Here is a 16,445-nt window from a genome sequence, read left to right as displayed (position 1 = left end):
TCAGCTCCGGGACATGAGGGCGAGACGGGCGGCCAGCGTGGTGAAGATCGCGGCCGAGGCATAGCCCAGCCCGCGATTGAACCGCGCCGAGGTGGCAAGGCGGCGGCCGACACCGCCTGCAAAGACGCCGACCGCGCCGTTGATGAAAAACCCGCCGACCGCCAGCACGAGGCCGTAGATCAGGAATTGCGGCAGGATGGCACGGGCGGGGTCGATGAATTGCGGCACGAAGGCCAGCACGAAGAGGATCACCTTGGGATTCAGCAGGTTCACCAGCATGCCCTCGCGAAAGGCGCGGGCGGCGCCGAGATGTGGCGCATCAGGGCGCATCGGCCCCTGCCGCAGCGCGCCCCTTGCCAGCCACAGCAGGTAGCCCACGCCAAGCCAGCGGATCACGTCGAGCGCCAGCGGCAGGGCGGCGATCAGGGCGGCAAGACCAAGCCCTGCCAGCGTGACATGTACGATACCGCCTGTCGAGATGCCCGCACTTGCGGCGATGGCGGGGCGCGGGCCCGCCCGCAACCCGAGCCCGAGGCAGAACATCATGTCCGCCCCCGGCGTCAGGTTTAGTGCGAGGGCTGCGGGAATAAACGCCAGCAGTGTCAGCGGATCGACGATCATGCCCGCCCCGCAAGCCGCGCCTTGAGCGCCAGCAGATCGGCCCAGGCCTCGCGCTTGGCCGAAGGGGTGCGCAGCAGGTAGGCCGGGTGGAACATCGGCAGGGCGGGTTTGCCATAGGCTTCGGTCCATTGTCCGCGCAGCCGGGTGATGCCGCGCTTGCCCAGCCCCGCCTCGCAACTGATATTGCCCATCAGCACGATCATCTCGGGGTCGGCCAGTTCCACATGGCGGGCCATGAACGGGCGCATCATGGCGATCTCGTCGGCATTCGGGTCGCGGTTCTGCGGCGGCCGCCAGGGCAGGATATTGGAGATATAAAGCGCGGCCTCGGGCGTCTCGGACCCGCGCGACAGGCCAATGGCGTCGAACATCCGGTCGAGCAACTGCCCGGCACGTCCCACGAACGGTTTGCCCTGGATATCCTCGTCGCGGCCCGGCGCCTCGCCGATGATCATCAGTCGTGCGGCGGGGTGGCCGTCACAGAACACCAGATTGCGCGCGCCGCGCCGCAGATCGCAATGCGGATAGGCGGCAAGTGCCGCGCGCAGCGCGTCGAGTGTGGGCGCCACCGCTGCGGCGGCTGTCGCCGCCGCCAACGGGTCGGCCTCGGCCTTTGCCGCGGGGCTCACGGGCGTGGCCGTTGCGGTGTCCGGCTTGGCGGCAGGTTTCGCAGATTTCTCGGGCAGCTCATAACGATTGACCGGCGCATCGCCGATCGCCTCGGTCGCGCCAAGCTCGATTTGCCAGGCAAGGCTGGCAAGGGCTGTCTCGGGGGGGAGGGGCGATTCCATGGACGCGAGGCTATCCCGCGCGGGCGCGGTGGAAAAGGGGCGATGATCGTTGCGGTTCCCACGCTGCGAATTTCGAGTATGTCTGGAAACGTAAAGCGGCACTGTGTCGTCAATCCCCGCCTTGCCCCGAACGGGCCGGGGTCTTACAAGGCAAGAAACCGGTCGGAGGACAGCATGACATTTCCGCACGCGCATCTCTTGGGGATCGAGCCGCTGTCGCAAGGGGATATCACCGCGATCCTTGATCTGGCTGAAGAGTACGTCACGCTCAACCGCAGCGATGCCAAGCATGCCGACGCGCTCGTGGGTCTCACGCAGATCAACATGTTTTTCGAAAACTCCACCCGCACGCAGGCCAGTTTCGAGCTGGCGGGCAAGCGGCTGGGCGCGGACGTGATGAACATGGCGATGCAGGCCAGTTCCATCAAGAAGGGCGAGACGCTGATCGACACGGCGATGACGCTGAACGCGATGCATCCCGATCTGCTGGTGGTGCGGCATCCGCAATCCGGCGCAGTGGACCTTCTGGCTCAGAAGGTGCGCTGCGCGGTCTTGAACGCGGGCGACGGGCGGCACGAGCATCCCACACAGGCGCTCTTGGATGCGCTGACGATCCGGCGCGCCAAGGGACGGCTGCACCGGCTGAGCATCGCGATTTGCGGGGATATCGCGCATAGCCGCGTCGCGCGCTCGAACATCATCCTTCTGGGCAAGATGGAGAACCGCGTGCGCCTCATTGGCCCACCGACGCTGATGCCCACCGGGATCGCGGAGTTCGGGGTCGAGGTCTTTGACGACATGCGCGCAGGCCTTGAAGGCGTCGACGTGGTGATGATGCTGCGGCTTCAGCGCGAGCGGATGGACGGTGGCTTCATCCCGTCCGAGCGTGAATATTACCACCGCTTCGGGCTCGATGCCGAGAAGCTGGCCTATGCCAAAGAGGATGCCATCGTGATGCATCCCGGCCCGATGAACCGGGGCGTCGAGATCGACGGCGAGATTGCCGACGATATCAACCGCTCGGTGATTCAGGATCAGGTCGAGATGGGCGTCGCGGTGCGCATGGCGGCGATGGACCTTCTGGCGCAGGGCCTGCGGGCGCGGCGCGCGGCATGAGCACGGTGCTCGATATCCCCGCGCAGGAGGCGCATGTGGTGCGGGTCTTCTCCGTGGTCGAGGAGGCGGGCGCGCCTCTGGAGGATGCCGCGGTGCTGGAGGCTCTGGGCACCGAGGGCAAGCTGCGCTCAGAGGAGATCGAGCTGTTCGACCTGACCGATCTTCAGGACATGTCGCTGTCGGCCTATCTGACCGAGGGACACGGCATCGCCGAGGCTGACCTCAAGGATATGCGCGGGCAGCTCGATGGGCTGAAAGGCCGCGTGCTGATCCTGCCCTCGCGGGCCTTTCAGGGGCAGGCGATGAAGATGCGCGTGGGCGGCGCTCTGCGTCTCGTGGGCCGGTTCGAGGAAGACGTGACCCCGGTCAGCTTCGACCCGCTTCCGGCGGGCGGCGCGCATGGCACGGTGGCGGGCACGGGCGCGCCAAGCGAGACCCCGCGCGGCATGCGCCGGGCGGCGCTGGCGCTGGTCGCGTTGCTGATCGCGGTAGCCGTGCTGGTGCTCGTGCTGATGGGGGGATCATGAGCGAGGGGCTCATTCATTCCATGACGCCGACCACGGCCCTGGCCGAGGGCGAGCAGGTGCTGCACAGCTTTCATCCCGACCGCGCGACCTATTGGCGCGATCATGCGTGGCTGGCGGCGGGGGCCATGGCGTTGGGCATGGCCGTGCTCTGGGCCGTCGGCAATCCGCATGCCTGGACCGGGGCGGTCGGCGGGCTGGCCGCCATCGCCGTGCGGGCGGGTTACGTGGCCTCGGACGAGCTCAAGGCGCGGTGGGACCTGACAGATCATCGCCTCCTTGGCCCGCAGACGCGCGCGGTGCGGCTGGCCGAGATCAAGACCGTTCGGGGGCTGGGCAGCGCCGTGCAGGTGGTCACCGCCGCCGGGGACAAGCACCTGATCAAGTATCAGGCTGATCGCGCGGGCACCGAGGCGCGCCTTCGCGCCGCCGCCGGTCTGAAGGAGGGCTGAGCGATGCAGGAACCGAAAGATCCGCGCATGTCCGGCAAGATCGCCATGCTGGCGCTGCTGGTAATCGTGGCGCTGACGGTGGTGATGGTATGGGTGGCGGAATGAGTGAACTGGGCAGACTGAACAGGGTTGAATTGCGCGACATTTGGCAATCGGAGGCGCAGGACTTCACCCCGTGGCTCGCGCGTGAAGACAATCTCGCGCTCTTGGGGGAAACCCTCGGGATCGACCTTGAGCTAGAGGCGGTCGAGCAGAATGTCGGGCCGTTTCGCGCCGATATCCTGTGCAAGAACACGCTCTCGGACCGCTGGGTTCTGGTGGAAAACCAACTTGAGCGGACCGATCACACGCACCTGGGACAGTTGATGACCTACGCGGCAGGGCTGGATGCGGTTACGATTGTCTGGATTGCGGCGCGGGTGGCTGATGAGCACCGGGCGGCCATGGACTGGCTCAACGAGCTCACTGATACCGAAGTGCGGTTCTTTGCGCTGGAGGTGGAGCTCTGGCGCATCGGCGACAGCCCGGCCGCGCCCAAGTTCAACGTCGTTAGCAAGCCGAACGACTGGTCACGGAACACTGCCGCTGCGAAAAGAACCGTCGAAGATACCCTGACCCCCACGCGCGCCTTGCAGCAACGCTACTGGAACGGCGTGCAAGCGCTATTAGCGCAGAATGGCGGGCCGATGCGCCCGGTATCCGCACCTGCGCAGTCCTGGCTGTCACATGGAATCGGTAAGACGGGCGTTGGTTTGAATATGGCGATGAACACGCGAGAAAACTGGGTGCGGGTCGAGATCTATCTGGCAGGAAAGTGGGCCAAGCAGGATTTCGCGGTACTTGAAGCACGAAAACCGGAACTGGACACCGCTTTCGGCTCGGCTCTCGAATGGCAAGGTTTGCCGGAAAAGCAAGACGCCCGGATTTGCCATCTCCTGAAAGCAGATATCGCGAATGAAGCGGATTGGCCGCGTCAGCATGAATGGCTGGTTCGGAATGCTGTTCGCATGCGCGAGGTATTTCATCCGCATGTGACACGGTTAGACAGGCGTGATGTTCGTGAGGATGATTGAATGACTACAACCCTTTTCACCAATGCCCGCCTGATCGACCCCGAGGCGGGCACCGATGCGCCGGGCTGGCTCTTGATCCAAAAGGGCGTGATCGCCGCGCGCGGCACCGGGGGCGAGGTGCCGCAGGCCGAGACTGTGATTGATTGCGCCGGGCAGTGCCTCGCCCCCGGCATCGTCGATATCGGGGTCAAGGTCTGCGAGCCGGGCGAGCGGCACAAGGAAAGCTATCGTTCCGCCGGGTTGGCGGCGGCGGCGGGCGGGGTCACCACCATGGCCACCCGGCCCGACACGCTGCCGGCCATCGACACGCCCGAAGTGCTTGAATTCGTGGAGCGCCGCGCCAATGAGGCGGCCCCGGTGAATGTCCTGCCGATGGCCGCGCTGACCAAGGGGCGCGAGGGGCGCGAGATGGTCGAGATTGGCTTTCTGATGGACGCAGGTGCCGTCGCCTTCACCGATTGCGACCACGTGGTGCGCGACGCCAAGGTGCTGAGCCGCGCGCTGAGCTATGCACGCAGCCTCGGCGCGCTGGTGATCGGGCACCCACAAGATCCGGGGCTGAGCGCGGGGGCGTCGGCGACCTCCGGCAAATTCGCGAGCCTGCGCGGCCTGCCTGCCGTCTCGCCGATGGCCGAGCGGATGGGGCTCGATCGGGACATCGCGCTGCTGGAGATGACCGGCGCGCGCTATCATGCCGATCAGATCACCACGGCGCGCGCTTTGCCCGCCCTGCAACGGGCCAAGCGCAACGGGCTGGATATCACCGCTGGCACCTCGATCCATCACCTCACGCTCAATGAGCTGGACGTGTCGGACTATCGCACCTTCTTCAAGGTCAAGCCGCCGCTGCGCTCCGAGGAGGACCGTCAGGAGGTGATCGAGGCGCTGCGCGAGGGGCTGATTGATATCGTTTCCTCGATGCACACCCCGCAGGACGAGGAAAGCAAGCGCCTGCCCTTCGAGGCGGCGGCGAGCGGGGCGGTGGCGCTCGAGACGTTGTTGCCCGCCGCACTCAGGCTTTATCATGCCGAGGCGCTCGATCTGCCGACGCTGTGGCGGGCGATGTCGCTCAACCCCGCGAAACGGCTGGGGCTATCCTGTGGTCGCCTGACCAAGGGCGCGCCCGCCGATCTGGTGCTGTTTGATCCGGGCAAGCCGTTTGTGCTGGACCGCTTCGCGCTCAAGTCGAAATCCAAGAACACCCCCTTTGACGGGGCGCGGCTACAGGGTAGGGTCACAGCGACCTATGTGGCCGGAACCCGCGTATACGAGGCCGAGTGATGCCCCCCTTTGACAGCGATTTGAGCGTTCTCCTGCTCTGGGCCGTGATTGGCTACGGTCTCGGCTCGATCCCCTTCGGCATTGTCCTGGCGCGCCTCATGGGGTTGGGCAACCTGCGTGACATCGGCTCTGGCAATATCGGCGCGACCAATGTGCTGCGCACCGGCAACAAGACGGCGGCGGCGCTGACGCTGTTGCTCGATGGCGGCAAGGGCGCGGTCGCGGTGCTGCTGGCGCGGGCCTATGCGGGGGGCGACGCGGTGCAGCTGGCCGCGCTCATGGCATTTGTCGGCCATTGCTATCCGGTCTGGCTGGGGTTTCGCGGCGGCAAGGGGGTAGCGACATTCCTCGGCATCATGCTGGCGTTGGCTTGGCCGGTAGGGATCGCCTGTTGCGTGACCTGGCTGGCGGCGGCCAAGCTGTCGCGGATCTCGTCGATGGGCGCGCTGGTGGCGGCGGCCTCGTCGGTGATCTGGGTGCTGCTGATGGGCTATGGCGGGGCCTTGGTGCTGGCGGTGCTGCTGACGGGGCTGATCTTCTGGCGACACCGCGACAACATCGCGCGGATCAACGCAGGGACCGAACCGAAGATCGGTCAGAAGGGGTGAGACGGATACGGTCTGGTGCTGGTTTGGTGGATTTGGGTTTGAAGCGGGCGTTGAAGTTCAGCCCCAATGCGCGGAATCAAGGTGCCGCAGGCACCGCCGCGCAGCGCCCGACCGCCCCGTCGCACCAAAGGTGCGCCGATAGCACCGGCACGCCTCCGGCGTGGCGGGCGGGCGCTTTTGCAACGTATCAAGCCATTGAAAACGCGGGAGTGCTTGGCTGGCATAAAGTGCGGTCCACCGAGGTTGCTGCGCCCACCCGGCGGTCGGGCCCCGCGCGGCTCGCGGCAACGCCAGCTCCAGGCCAAAACCGATGCCGCGCCCCGCTCGGTCCCCTTCAGGCAAAACCCGTGATCAGTTGCCGCAACCCGAGCGCCGCCCCCGCAAAGATCGCCGCAAACGTCACCGGCGCGCTGAGCGACAGCACCGAAAACGCCGAGATGCCCTGACCCACCGTGCAGCCGAAGGCCAGCACCGCGCCGAAGCCCATGCAGACCGCGCCGAGGATCTGCCGCTTGAGTTCGCGCGGGTCCTCGCAGGCCTCCCACCGAAAATGCCCCTTGATCAGGCTGCCACAGAACGCGCCCGCCAGCACGCCGAAGACCGAAGCCACGCCAAAGCTGAGCCCGCCACCGCTGGCGGTCATCAGGAACAGGATGGATTCGCCAAGTGGTGCGGAAAACGTGTGGCTCTGCACCGGTTGCAGCATGAAGCCATGCGTCGCCACCCATGACGTGCCGACCCAGCCCGAGGTGATGGCAAGGCCCACCAGCGCACCCCAGAGCATTGACCGGCGATCGCGCAGGAACCCGCGCGAGCCAAGCGCCAGAAGTGCTGCGCCGCCCGAAATGAGCAGCCCCGCCCAGATCATCGGCACCCCGGTCAGCCGCTCGACGATCTGGGCATAGCTTTGCGTGTCGAGCGCGGGCGTGGTGGCCTCGGTCGCCATGATCCGCAGCCGCGCCAGCGGGCCCGACATCATCGCATAGGCGGCAATGCCCATCACCAGCACGATTACGAAAGACCGCAGATCACCGCCGCCGAAGCGCGCCAGTGCGCCAAAGCCGCAATTCCCGGCCAGCGACATGCCATACCCGAACAGCAGCCCGCCCAAAATGGACGCAAACGGCGACCAGGGCGTGATCCAATAGGCGTTCATCGCGATATCGAACCCGCCGAGCGCCACGGCGGCAAAGGCCGACAGCCCCGCCACGCCAATCGCCAGCCCCCACATCCGCAGGCGCGTGTCGCTGTGCTGATAGAGATAATCCTCGATCGCACCAAGGGTGCAGAACCGCCCCAATCGCGCCGCGAGGCCAAGGATCAGCCCGCCGCCGAACCCGAACAGCGCAATCAGCAAAGGTTCCGGAATGCCGCCGGGCATGTGTCTCCTCCATGTGTCGCTGGCAAGGCCCCGGCTCCTCCGTCAAGGCTGCTTGCAAAAGAGATCGTAGACCACTTCGAGCATCGTGATCGCGCGGTGGTCTGTCAAACGGTAATAGATCGCCTTGCCTTCACGTCTGGGTGTGACAAGCTGCTCTGTCCGCAGCCGCGAGAGCTGTTGCGAGACCGCCGCCTGCCGCGCCGAAAGCAGGTCTTCGAGTTCGGTCACGGTCTTTTCACCGGTGGCAAGGTGGCACAGGATCATTAGCCGCCCCTCGTGGCTGATCGCCTTCAGAAACTCGGCGGCGTCATGGGCATGGCCCAGCATCGTGTCGAGGCTCTCTGACGTGATGTCCATGTTTGGCGGAGGGGCTTTGCGCAGCATGGCCGGTTACCGCAGGGCCGTGGCGTCGGGATGCGCGTTGAGCAACTGCCCCAGCAGGAACCAGAAAAACTCGGCGCCGGCATAGCCCTCCATCCGGCCCAACTCCTGACCCTCGTGGACCAGCACGAAAGTGGGGGTGAAGACCGGGCGCGAGGTGAACGCCACATCCTCGGGCAGATCACTGATCAGCACGCGGCGCAGCGGCGCGCGCGCGCCTTCCTCGGTGTTGGGGTAAGCCGGGGCGATCTCGGCGTTCCATTGCTCGCACCAGTGACAGCCGTGTTGTTCGACCATGATCAACTCTGCCGCCCGAAGCGGGCCGGTGAGGCCAAGCGTCAGCCCGAGGCTGACCAGAACGGCGGCGCATATACGCATTCTTTTGTTCCGATTGACGGAGGCAATAAAACATATAATAGTTTGAATGTGTTTCAGGATCAACCCATGTAAGGCTGCGTGATGTTCGATGTCTCCCTGCTCAGCGCGTTCATCGGCGGGCTGATTGTCTTTTTCTCACCCTGCGTGCTGCCGATCGTGCCGTTCTACCTGAGCTACATGGCAGGCGCCTCGATGTCGGAAATCAGCGCCGAGGGGCGGCTGGCCCCCGGCGTGCGGCGCCGCGCCTTTGCCGCGTCGGTGATGTTCTCGGCGGGGATCATCACGGTGTTCGTGCTGCTGGGGGCGGCGGCCTTCGGGCTCAGCCAGGCGTTTCGCGGGTTTCAGACCGAATTCCGGTTGTTCGCGGCATTGGTAGTGTTGATCCTCGGACTGCATTTTCTGGGCGTGCTGCGCATCGGGTTTCTCAACCGCGTTTTCCAGATGGAGGCGGGCGACACCAAGAACATGTCGGTCCTGGGGGCGTATGTGGTGGGCTTTGCTTTTGCCGCCGGGTGGACCCCCTGCGTCGGCGGCGTGCTGACCGCTGTCGTCTTTACCGCGAGCACCGAATCCACGGCGATGGAGGGGCTGGGGCTGCTGCTGGTCTTTGGCTTTGCGATGACCACGCCGTTCATGGCGGCGTCGCTTTTCATCGGGCCGTTCCTGCGGTTCGCGTCGAAATTCCGCCGCCACCTGCCCAAGGTGGAAAAGGCGATGGGGCTGCTGCTGATCGTGTTTGCTGCGCTGATTGCCACCGACAGCGTCAACCACATCGCGCAATGGATGCTGGAGACCTTCCCGGCGTTTCAAAATATCTAGGAGAGGAGGAGATCATGACACGTTTTCTGAGCCTGCTGGCGGCCTGTCTGCTGGCGCTGCCGGTTGCCGCCGCCGAGGTGGGCGATGACGGGCTGCACAAGACCGACTGGATGCGCGACACGTTCAAGGACCTGCGCGAGGATCTTGACGAGGCGAATGCCGAGGGCAAGCGACTGATGGTCATGGTCGAGCAACGCGGCTGCATCTACTGCACGCGGATGCATGAGCACGTATTCCCGCGCCCCGAGATCGCCGACTATATCCGCGAGAATTTCTTTGTCGTGCAGCTCAACCTGCATGGCGACATCGAGGTGACCGATTTCGATGGGGAATCACTGAGCGAGAAGGCCGCGACCCGCAAATGGGGTCTGCTTTTCACGCCGTCGATTCTGTTCCTGCCCGAAGAGGTGCCCGAGGGCCAGACGGCGGCGCAGGCGGCGGTGGCGCTGATGCCCGGCGCGTTCGAGGCGGGGACCACGCTCGATATGCTGACATGGGTGAACGAAAAGCGGTATGCGCTTGATACGGATGAAGATTTCCAGCGTTATCACGCAAGGCGCATTCAGGAACGCGCCGCGGAGTGATACGGGATAAGGCGTGTGCCGGATTACATTAAATTCAAAAATAAGAATTTATTGTTGTGCGCTCACTCCATTGTGTCCTATGATATACAAAAATGTGAATGTGTTAGGGAGGACGCATGAAACGAACACTGATGACGATCGCGCTGATCGGTGCCGCAACAGGTGCCGCAGCTGCCGAGATTGCCCCGGGTGAGGTCCCCTTCGAGGATGGTGCCGTCACCGTATCGCTGACCGGAGCGCCCGGTGATCCTGCCCGTGGCCGCGAGGTGGTGGGCAACAAATCGCTCGGCAATTGCGTGGCCTGCCACGCCAATTCCGACATGAGCGACATTCCGTTTCATGGTGAGATCGGCCCGATGCTCGACGGCGCGGGAGAGCGCTGGAGCGAGGCAGAGTTGCGCGGAATCGTGGCCAATGCCAAGATGATGTTCCCGGACTCGATGATGCCGTCCTTCTACCGCGTGGATGGCTTCACCCGCCCCGGCAACGCCTATACCGGCGAGGCGGCGGATGACAGTTTCGGCCCGCTTCTCACCGCGCAGCAGATCGAGGACGTGGTGGCCTATCTCGCCACCCTCAAATACTGACCGCCGCCCCTGCACCGGGTCGGCTTTGAACAGGAGTTCAGCACAATGACAATGACGAGACGTAGCGTGATGGTGATGGGCGCGGGCGCTTTGGTGGCCTTTGGCCTGCCGATGCGCGCGAGCGCCGCAGGCGAGGACGCCATCGCCGCATTCACCGGTGGGGCGGATATGGGCAGCGAGGGTCTGACCCTGACCGCGCCCGAGATCGCCGAGAACGGCAACACCGTGCCGATCGAGGTCGACGCACCCGGCGCCGAGGCGATTCTCGTGCTGGCGATGGGCAACCCGACGCCCGGCGTGGCCGAGTTCAAGTTTGGCCCGCTGGCCGGTTCGCACAGCGCCTCGACGCGCATCCGCCTTGCTGGCACGCAGGACGTGGTGGCGATCGCCAAGATGAAGGACGGCTCTTTCGTCAAGGCATCGAGCAACGTCAAGGTCACCATCGGCGGCTGCGGCGGCTGAGGCAGGAATTAGGAGAATCCGACAATGGCAGACAATGTGAAACCCCGCGTGAAAGCGCCGCGCAAGGCAAGTGCCGGCGAGACGGTCACGATCAAGACCCTGATCAGCCACCCGATGGAATCCGGTCAACGCAAGGACGCCGATGGCAACACCATCCCGCGGTCGATCATCAACCGCTTCACCTGCGAATTCAACGGCGAGATGGTGGTCGACGTGACCATGGAACCCGCGATCTCGACCAATCCGTATTTCGAGTTCGAGGCCGTCATTCCCGATGCCGGTGACATGAAGTTCACCTGGTACGACGACGATGGCTCTGTCTACGAAGAGACCAAGAACATCGCGCTGGGCTGATTGAGGCATCACCGTCAGGGAGGGACGACAATGAAAAAAACAGCACTGATAACAGCGCTTCTAGGAGCGAGTGCAATCACGGCGGGGGCGGCATGGGCCGAACCCGTCGAGGATACGCTGATCATCAACGAAGAGACCGAACTCACCACCTGGACCGACGCCCCGGCAGCGGTCGAGGGCGCGCTGCCCGAGGTGATCTCGGGCTGGCATTTCCGCGGCACCGAGACCCGCGCCATGCAGGCCGACGATTTCGACAATCCCGGAATGATCTTTGTCGAGCAGGCGATGGATGCCTGGGACACGGTCGAAGGTGAGGCGGGCAAGTCCTGTGCAAGCTGCCATGGCGATGCCGGAGAGAGCATGAAGGGCGTGCGCGCGGTCTATCCCAAGTGGAACGAGGACGCGGGCGAGGTTCGCACGCTGGAGATGCAGGTCAACGCCTGCCGCACCGAGAACATGAAGGCCGAGCCGCTGAAATACACCGGCACCGAGATGACCAGCATGCTGGCGCTGATCTCGTCGGTGTCGCGCGGCATGCCGATCAACGTGGCGACCGATGGTCCCGTGGCCGAGACCTGGGAGGCGGGCAAGGAACTCTACTACACCCGCACCGGTCAGCTGGAGCTGAGCTGCGCCAATTGCCACGAGGACAATTACGGCCGCATGATCCGCGCCGACCACCTGAGCCAGGGCCAGATCAACGGCTTTCCGGTCTACCGGCTGAAGAACACCAAGCTCAACTCGGTGCATGCCCGCTTCAAGGGCTGCGTGCGCGACACCCGCGCCGAGACGTTCAGCCCCGGCAGCCCCGAATTCGTGGCGCTGGAGCTTTATGTCGCGAGCCGCGGCAACGGTCTGTCGGTCGAGGGGCCGTCTGTCCGCAACTGAGTGAAGACCCCCGCCTGGCCATGGTCCGGGCGGGGTTTTTCTTGACTAAAACATTCAAAATTCCGCATGTGATCCCTGCGGTAGTGGAAAGGTCAGACATGATCTCGCGTCGCGATTTTCTTCAAACGAGCATGGCGGCTTCGGCCATCCTTGGGGCGTCGTCCTTCGGCAACTGGGCCAAACTGGCGGCGCAACAGGCGCTGACGCAGGACCAGCTCTTGCAGTTCGACACGTTCGGCAATGTCAGCCTGATCCACATCACCGACATTCACGCGCAGCTCAAGCCGATCTATTTCCGCGAGCCGTCGATCAATATCGGCGTGGGCGACAACAAGGGGGCTGTGCCGCATGTCACCGGCGCAGATTTCCGCAAACTTTACGGCATCGACGATGGCAGCCCGTCGCATTACGCGCTCTCTTCGGGCGATTTCAGCGCGCTGGCGCAGGGCTATGGCAAGGTCGGCGGGCTGGACCGCATGGCGACCGTGATCAACGCGATCCGCGCCGACCGCCCCGATGCGATCCTGCTCGATGGTGGCGACACCTGGCACGGCTCCTACACCTGCTATCACTCGCAAGGCCAGGACATGGTCAACGTGATGAACGCGCTCAAGCCCGACGCGATGACTTTTCACTGGGAATTCACGCTCGGCTCTGACCGCGTCCACGAGATCGTCGAGGGCCTGCCTTTTGCCGCCCTCGGCCAGAACATTTTCGACGCCGAGTGGGACGAGCCCGCAGAGCTTTTCCCGCCCTACAAGTTCTTTGAACGCGGCGGTGCCAAAATCGCCGTGATCGGTCAGGCCTTCCCATATATGCCGATTGCCAATCCCGGCTGGATGTTCCCCGAATACTCCTTCGGTATCCGCGACGAGAACATGCAGGCGATGGTCGACGAAGTGCGGGGCCAAGGGGCGGACCTCGTGGTCGTGCTCAGCCATAACGGCTTTGACGTGGACAAGAAGATGGCGGGCATCGTTTCGGGCATCGACGTCATCCTGACGGGCCATACACACGACGCGCTGCCCGAGCCTGTTCTGGTGGGCGAGACGATCCTCATCGCGTCGGGCAGCAACGGCAAATTCGTCAGCCGCGTGGATCTGGATGTGCGCGATGGCCGGATGATGGGCTTTCGCCACAAGCTGATCCCGATTTTCAGCGATGTGATCGAGCCGGACAAGGAGGTGGCCGCGCTCATTGATGAGCAGCGCGCGCCGTTCAAATCCGAGTTGGAGGAGGTGATCGGCCAGACCGAGAGCCTGCTGTATCGGCGCGGCAACTTCAACGGCTCGTGGGATGATCTCATTTGCGACGCGCTGATCGAAGAGCGCGAGGCGGATATCGCCATGTCGCCCGGCGTGCGCTGGGGGCCGAGCCTCATCCCCGGACAGGACATCACCCGCGAGGATATCTTCAACGTGACCTCGATGACCTATGGCAAGGCCTATCGCTCCGAGATGACCGGCGAATTCATCAAGGTCATTCTCGAGGACGTGGCCGACAACATCTTCAACCCCGACCCCTATTACCAGCAGGGCGGCGACATGGTGCGGATCGGTGGCATGGGCTACCGGATCGACATCAACCGGCCACAGGGCAGCCGGATCAGCGACATGGTGCTGCTCAAGACCGGCGAGGCGATCGATCCTTCGAAGAATTACGTGGTCGCCGGGTGGGCATCGGTCAACGAGGGCACCGAGGGGCCACAGATCTGGGACGTGGTCGAGAACCATATCGCCAAGCAGGGCACCGTGCGTGTCGCACCCAACGACAGCGTCAAGGTGATTGGCGCATGAGATCCAGTCGAGAGGAGGCATTCGAGATGTCTGAGCTTTTCAAGGGAAAACCCACCTCGCGCCGCGCGTTTCTGCGCGGCAGCGTGGCCGCTGCAGCCGGGGCCGTCACGGCGGGCGCGGCACAAGCGGGCACGCCTGATCCGTTGATCACGGATGTGCAGCCCTGGGCCACGGGCCTTGGCGACGGTGTCGATGCCTCGCCCTACGGCTTGCCCATCGAATACGAATCGGACGTGGTGCGCCGCAATGTCGAATGGCTGACCGCTGACACGATCTCCTCGATCAATTTCACGCCGATCCACGCGCTTGACGGCACCATCACGCCGCAGGGCTGCGCCTTCGAGCGGCACCATTCCGGTGCGATCGACCTCAAGAAGGAAGATTACCGCCTGATGATCAACGGGCTGGTGGATAAGCCGCTGGTGTTCACCTATGCCGATCTCGAACGCTTCCCGCGTGAGAATCACGTATATTTCTGTGAATGCGCTGCCAATACGGGCATGGAATGGGCGGGCGCGCAACTCAATGGTGCGCAGTTCACCCACGGCATGATTCACAACATGGAATATACCGGCGTGCCGCTGCGCACGCTGCTGGAAGAGGCCGGGCTCGATGTGGCGGGCGAGTTGCAGGACAAGTGGGTCTATGTCGAGGGGGCCGATGCGTCCTCCAACGGCCGTTCGATCCCGATGGGCAAGGCGCTTGGCGATTGTCTGGTGGCGTTCAAGGCCAATGGCGAGGCGCTGCGCAAGGAGCATGGATACCCTGTGCGCCTCGTCGTGCCGGGCTGGGAAGGCAACATGTGGGTCAAGTGGATCCGCCGTATCGAGGTGACGGACGGCCCGGTTGAAAGCCGCGAAGAGACCAGCAAATACACCGACACGCTGGCCGACGGCACCAGCCGCAAATGGACCTGGGTGATGGACGCGAAATCGGTCGTCACCTCGCCCAGCCCGCAATCGCCGATCACCCACGGCAAGGGGCCGCTGGTGATCACCGGGCTTGCCTGGTCCGGCCACGGCGCGATCACCCGCGTTGATGTCTCCAAGGATGGCGGCAAGACATGGGAGACCGCGCGCCTCGCCAAGGAAGGCGAGGCCAAGGCGCTCACCCGTTTCTATCTCGACACCACATGGGACGGCGAGGAAATGCTGCTGCAAAGCCGCGCGATGGATGACACCGGCTATATCCAGCCCACCAAGGCGCAGCTGCGCGAGGTGCGCGGCGAAAACTCGATCTATCACAACAACTGTATTCAGACATGGTGGGTGCGGCCCAACGGGGAGGCAGAGAATGTCGAAGTTTCTTAAGTTCACGCTGGTCGCAGGCATCACCGTCAGCGCCACCGCCACCGCCGTCTGGTCCGGCGAATACGGGCTGGGGCGCGAGGCGCTGCCCGAAGAGATCGCCGCCTGGGACGTCAAGATCATGCCCGACGGGCGCGGCCTGCCGGAAGGGTCGGGCGATGTGTGGACCGGTGACGAGGTCTTTGCCGAACATTGCGCCGTCTGCCACGGTGATTTCGCCGAAGGCATCGGCAACTGGCCCAAGCTGGCGGGCGGGCAGGGCACGCTCGACCGCAAGGACCCGCTCAAGACCGTGGGCTCGTATTGGCCGCACCTGTCGACGGTGTGGGATTACGTCAACCGCTCGATGCCCTTCGGCAACGCACAAAGCCTGACGCCCGACGATGTCTACGCGATCACCGCCTATATCCTCTACTCCAACAACCTCGTGGAGGATGATTTCGTCCTGAGCCACGAGAATTTCGCCGAGTTCGAGATGCCCAATGCCGACGGCTTCATCGTCGATGACCGGGCCGAGACCGAATACGCGATCTGGCATGGCGAGCCCTGCATGGAGAACTGCAAGGACAGCGTCGAGATCACGATGCGCGCCGCCGTGCTCGACGTGACCCCGGATGAGGAAGGCACCGAGACCGAGGCCGCAGCGCCCGCCGCCGAGGCAGAGCCGGTCGAGGCGGCCGCCACCGAGACTTCACCGGAGCCCGCAGCCGGCCCCGATCCGGAACTTGTCGCCGCCGGCGAAAAGGTGTTTCGCAAATGTAAGGCTTGCCACCAGGTGGGCGAGGGTGCCAAGAATCGCGTAGGCCCGCAGCTCAACGGTGTGGTGGGGCGTGCCGCCGGTGCCGTGGACGGGTTCAAGTATTCCTCGGCCCTCGAAGGCATGGCCGGTGACGGGCTGGTCTGGGACAATGAAAGCCTCGCCGCGTTTCTGGCTGATCCGCGCGGCTTCATGAAGGGGACACGCATGGCCTTTGCCGGGCTCAGATCCGACGAGGATATCGCGGCCATTGCCGCCTATCTCTCGACTTTCGGAGAATAACAC

General features: G+C 64.3%; 20 protein-coding genes. 15 read left to right on the top strand and 5 right to left on the bottom strand.

Annotated elements, in window-relative coordinates; all coding sequences use genetic code 11:
• Positions 1–621: a LysE family translocator gene (locus tag PVU19_RS12835; RefSeq protein ID WP_050662508.1), complete on the bottom strand. Its 621-nt coding sequence runs from the start codon at positions 619–621 to the stop codon at positions 1–3.
• The gene (locus tag PVU19_RS12830; protein ID WP_050662509.1) at positions 618–1,412 is read right to left on the bottom strand and encodes a uracil-DNA glycosylase; all 795 of its coding nucleotides are present in this window, start codon (positions 1,410–1,412) and stop codon (positions 618–620) included. Before PVU19_RS12830 ends, PVU19_RS12835 begins: the two co-directional genes overlap by 4 nt.
• A 174-nt stretch (positions 1,413–1,586) precedes the next feature.
• Here PVU19_RS12830 and PVU19_RS12825 point away from each other — a divergent pair, with 174 nt between their 5' ends.
• The 6 genes from PVU19_RS12825 (at position 1,587) to plsY (ending at position 6,466) form a co-directional block, all read left to right on the top strand.
• Positions 1,587–2,528, top strand: coding sequence for an aspartate carbamoyltransferase catalytic subunit (locus PVU19_RS12825; RefSeq protein WP_050662510.1), 942 nt, complete (start codon positions 1,587–1,589; stop codon positions 2,526–2,528).
• Complete coding sequence (locus PVU19_RS12820; protein ID WP_050662511.1) at positions 2,525–3,055, top strand: hypothetical protein; 531 nt, start codon at positions 2,525–2,527, stop codon at positions 3,053–3,055. Before PVU19_RS12825 ends, PVU19_RS12820 begins: the two co-directional genes overlap by 4 nt.
• Positions 3,052–3,504, top strand: coding sequence for a hypothetical protein (locus PVU19_RS12815; protein WP_082237540.1), 453 nt, complete (start codon positions 3,052–3,054; stop codon positions 3,502–3,504). The genes PVU19_RS12820 and PVU19_RS12815 overlap by 4 nt, the downstream gene beginning before the upstream one ends.
• Positions 3,505–3,605: 101 nt before the next feature.
• Positions 3,606–4,577, top strand: coding sequence for a DUF4268 domain-containing protein (locus PVU19_RS12810; protein WP_050662512.1), 972 nt, complete (start codon positions 3,606–3,608; stop codon positions 4,575–4,577).
• Positions 4,578–5,858, top strand: a complete 1,281-nt coding sequence (pyrC, locus tag PVU19_RS12805; RefSeq protein ID WP_050662513.1) for a dihydroorotase — start codon at positions 4,578–4,580, stop codon at positions 5,856–5,858.
• Positions 5,858–6,466, top strand: coding sequence for a glycerol-3-phosphate 1-O-acyltransferase PlsY (gene plsY, locus PVU19_RS12800; RefSeq protein WP_050662514.1), 609 nt, complete (start codon positions 5,858–5,860; stop codon positions 6,464–6,466). Before pyrC ends, plsY begins: the two co-directional genes overlap by 1 nt.
• Before the next feature lie 334 nt (positions 6,467–6,800).
• Here the strand turns inward: plsY and PVU19_RS12795 are convergent, their stop codons facing one another.
• The 3 genes from PVU19_RS12795 to PVU19_RS12785 are packed head-to-tail and all read right to left on the bottom strand — an operon-like array spanning position 6,801 to position 8,606.
• Positions 6,801–7,847: a YeeE/YedE family protein gene (locus PVU19_RS12795; RefSeq protein WP_050662634.1), complete on the bottom strand. Its 1,047-nt coding sequence runs from the start codon at positions 7,845–7,847 to the stop codon at positions 6,801–6,803.
• Positions 7,848–7,889: 42 nt separating this feature from the next.
• Positions 7,890–8,204 (bottom strand): ArsR/SmtB family transcription factor, encoded by a 315-nt coding sequence (locus tag PVU19_RS12790; protein ID WP_082237557.1) that lies wholly within the window; start codon positions 8,202–8,204, stop codon positions 7,890–7,892.
• Between the two features lie 33 nt (positions 8,205–8,237).
• Positions 8,238–8,606, bottom strand: a complete 369-nt coding sequence (locus tag PVU19_RS12785; protein WP_050662632.1) for a thioredoxin domain-containing protein — start codon at positions 8,604–8,606, stop codon at positions 8,238–8,240.
• A gap of 81 nt (positions 8,607–8,687) precedes the next feature.
• Between PVU19_RS12785 and PVU19_RS12780 the strand changes: the two genes are divergently transcribed.
• The 9 genes from PVU19_RS12780 to PVU19_RS12740 all read left to right on the top strand — a co-directional run bounded on the left by PVU19_RS12780 (position 8,688) and on the right by PVU19_RS12740 (position 16,442).
• Positions 8,688–9,425: a cytochrome c biogenesis CcdA family protein gene (locus PVU19_RS12780; RefSeq protein WP_050662631.1), complete on the top strand. Its 738-nt coding sequence runs from the start codon at positions 8,688–8,690 to the stop codon at positions 9,423–9,425.
• 14 nt (positions 9,426–9,439) lie between these two features.
• A complete protein-coding gene (locus PVU19_RS12775) occupies positions 9,440–10,009 on the top strand; it encodes a thioredoxin family protein (protein WP_050662630.1) in 570 nt (189 codons plus the stop codon).
• Positions 10,010–10,125: 116 nt separating this feature from the next.
• Complete coding sequence (gene soxX, locus PVU19_RS12770; RefSeq protein WP_050662629.1) at positions 10,126–10,596, top strand: sulfur oxidation c-type cytochrome SoxX; 471 nt, start codon at positions 10,126–10,128, stop codon at positions 10,594–10,596.
• 45 nt (positions 10,597–10,641) lie between these two features.
• The gene (gene soxY, locus PVU19_RS12765; protein WP_050662628.1) at positions 10,642–11,058 is read left to right on the top strand and encodes a thiosulfate oxidation carrier protein SoxY; all 417 of its coding nucleotides are present in this window, start codon (positions 10,642–10,644) and stop codon (positions 11,056–11,058) included.
• 24 nt (positions 11,059–11,082) lie between these two features.
• A complete protein-coding gene (gene soxZ / locus PVU19_RS12760; protein ID WP_050662627.1) occupies positions 11,083–11,412 on the top strand; it encodes a thiosulfate oxidation carrier complex protein SoxZ in 330 nt (109 codons plus the stop codon).
• Between the two features lie 30 nt (positions 11,413–11,442).
• Complete coding sequence (gene soxA, locus PVU19_RS12755) at positions 11,443–12,300, top strand: sulfur oxidation c-type cytochrome SoxA (RefSeq protein ID WP_050662626.1); 858 nt, start codon at positions 11,443–11,445, stop codon at positions 12,298–12,300.
• Between the two features lie 98 nt (positions 12,301–12,398).
• The gene (soxB, locus tag PVU19_RS12750; protein WP_050662625.1) at positions 12,399–14,096 is read left to right on the top strand and encodes a thiosulfohydrolase SoxB; all 1,698 of its coding nucleotides are present in this window, start codon (positions 12,399–12,401) and stop codon (positions 14,094–14,096) included.
• A gap of 26 nt (positions 14,097–14,122) precedes the next feature.
• Entirely contained in the window at positions 14,123–15,406 is a 1,284-nt protein-coding gene (gene soxC / locus PVU19_RS12745) for a sulfite dehydrogenase (RefSeq protein WP_050662624.1), read from the top strand.
• Positions 15,390–16,442 carry a c-type cytochrome gene (locus PVU19_RS12740; RefSeq protein WP_050662623.1) on the top strand — a complete coding sequence of 351 codons (1,053 nt, stop codon included), beginning with the start codon at positions 15,390–15,392 and terminating at the stop codon, positions 16,440–16,442. The genes soxC and PVU19_RS12740 overlap by 17 nt, the downstream gene beginning before the upstream one ends.
• The last annotated feature ends 3 nt before the right edge of the window (positions 16,443–16,445 follow it).

The sequence above is a fragment of the Roseovarius tolerans genome (genome assembly GCF_028885395.1).
Lineage (GTDB): Bacteria > Pseudomonadota > Alphaproteobacteria > Rhodobacterales > Rhodobacteraceae > Roseovarius > Roseovarius tolerans.
This window is presented reverse-complemented; position numbering and strand designations above follow the sequence as displayed.

Coding starts and splice junctions, on each gene's coding strand:
- PVU19_RS12810 (WP_050662512.1), top strand. CDS start 3,606: ATGAGTGAACTGGGCAGACTGAACAGGGTTGAATTGCGCGACATTTGG.
- PVU19_RS12795 (WP_050662634.1), bottom strand. CDS start 7,847: ATGCCCGGCGGCATTCCGGAACCTTTGCTGATTGCGCTGTTCGGGTTC.
- PVU19_RS12830 (WP_050662509.1), bottom strand. CDS start 1,412: ATGGAATCGCCCCTCCCCCCCGAGACAGCCCTTGCCAGCCTTGCCTGG.
- soxB (WP_050662625.1), top strand. CDS start 12,399: ATGATCTCGCGTCGCGATTTTCTTCAAACGAGCATGGCGGCTTCGGCC.
- PVU19_RS12825 (WP_050662510.1), top strand. CDS start 1,587: ATGACATTTCCGCACGCGCATCTCTTGGGGATCGAGCCGCTGTCGCAA.
- PVU19_RS12815 (WP_082237540.1), top strand. CDS start 3,052: ATGAGCGAGGGGCTCATTCATTCCATGACGCCGACCACGGCCCTGGCC.
- soxY (WP_050662628.1), top strand. CDS start 10,642: ATGACAATGACGAGACGTAGCGTGATGGTGATGGGCGCGGGCGCTTTG.
- pyrC (WP_050662513.1), top strand. CDS start 4,578: ATGACTACAACCCTTTTCACCAATGCCCGCCTGATCGACCCCGAGGCG.
- PVU19_RS12775 (WP_050662630.1), top strand. CDS start 9,440: ATGACACGTTTTCTGAGCCTGCTGGCGGCCTGTCTGCTGGCGCTGCCG.
- PVU19_RS12785 (WP_050662632.1), bottom strand. CDS start 8,606: ATGCGTATATGCGCCGCCGTTCTGGTCAGCCTCGGGCTGACGCTTGGC.
- soxA (WP_050662626.1), top strand. CDS start 11,443: ATGAAAAAAACAGCACTGATAACAGCGCTTCTAGGAGCGAGTGCAATC.
- PVU19_RS12835 (WP_050662508.1), bottom strand. CDS start 621: ATGATCGTCGATCCGCTGACACTGCTGGCGTTTATTCCCGCAGCCCTC.
- soxZ (WP_050662627.1), top strand. CDS start 11,083: ATGGCAGACAATGTGAAACCCCGCGTGAAAGCGCCGCGCAAGGCAAGT.
- soxC (WP_050662624.1), top strand. CDS start 14,123: ATGTCTGAGCTTTTCAAGGGAAAACCCACCTCGCGCCGCGCGTTTCTG.
- PVU19_RS12780 (WP_050662631.1), top strand. CDS start 8,688: ATGTTCGATGTCTCCCTGCTCAGCGCGTTCATCGGCGGGCTGATTGTC.
- PVU19_RS12790 (WP_082237557.1), bottom strand. CDS start 8,204: ATGGACATCACGTCAGAGAGCCTCGACACGATGCTGGGCCATGCCCAT.
- plsY (WP_050662514.1), top strand. CDS start 5,858: ATGCCCCCCTTTGACAGCGATTTGAGCGTTCTCCTGCTCTGGGCCGTG.
- soxX (WP_050662629.1), top strand. CDS start 10,126: ATGAAACGAACACTGATGACGATCGCGCTGATCGGTGCCGCAACAGGT.
- PVU19_RS12740 (WP_050662623.1), top strand. CDS start 15,390: ATGTCGAAGTTTCTTAAGTTCACGCTGGTCGCAGGCATCACCGTCAGC.
- PVU19_RS12820 (WP_050662511.1), top strand. CDS start 2,525: ATGAGCACGGTGCTCGATATCCCCGCGCAGGAGGCGCATGTGGTGCGG.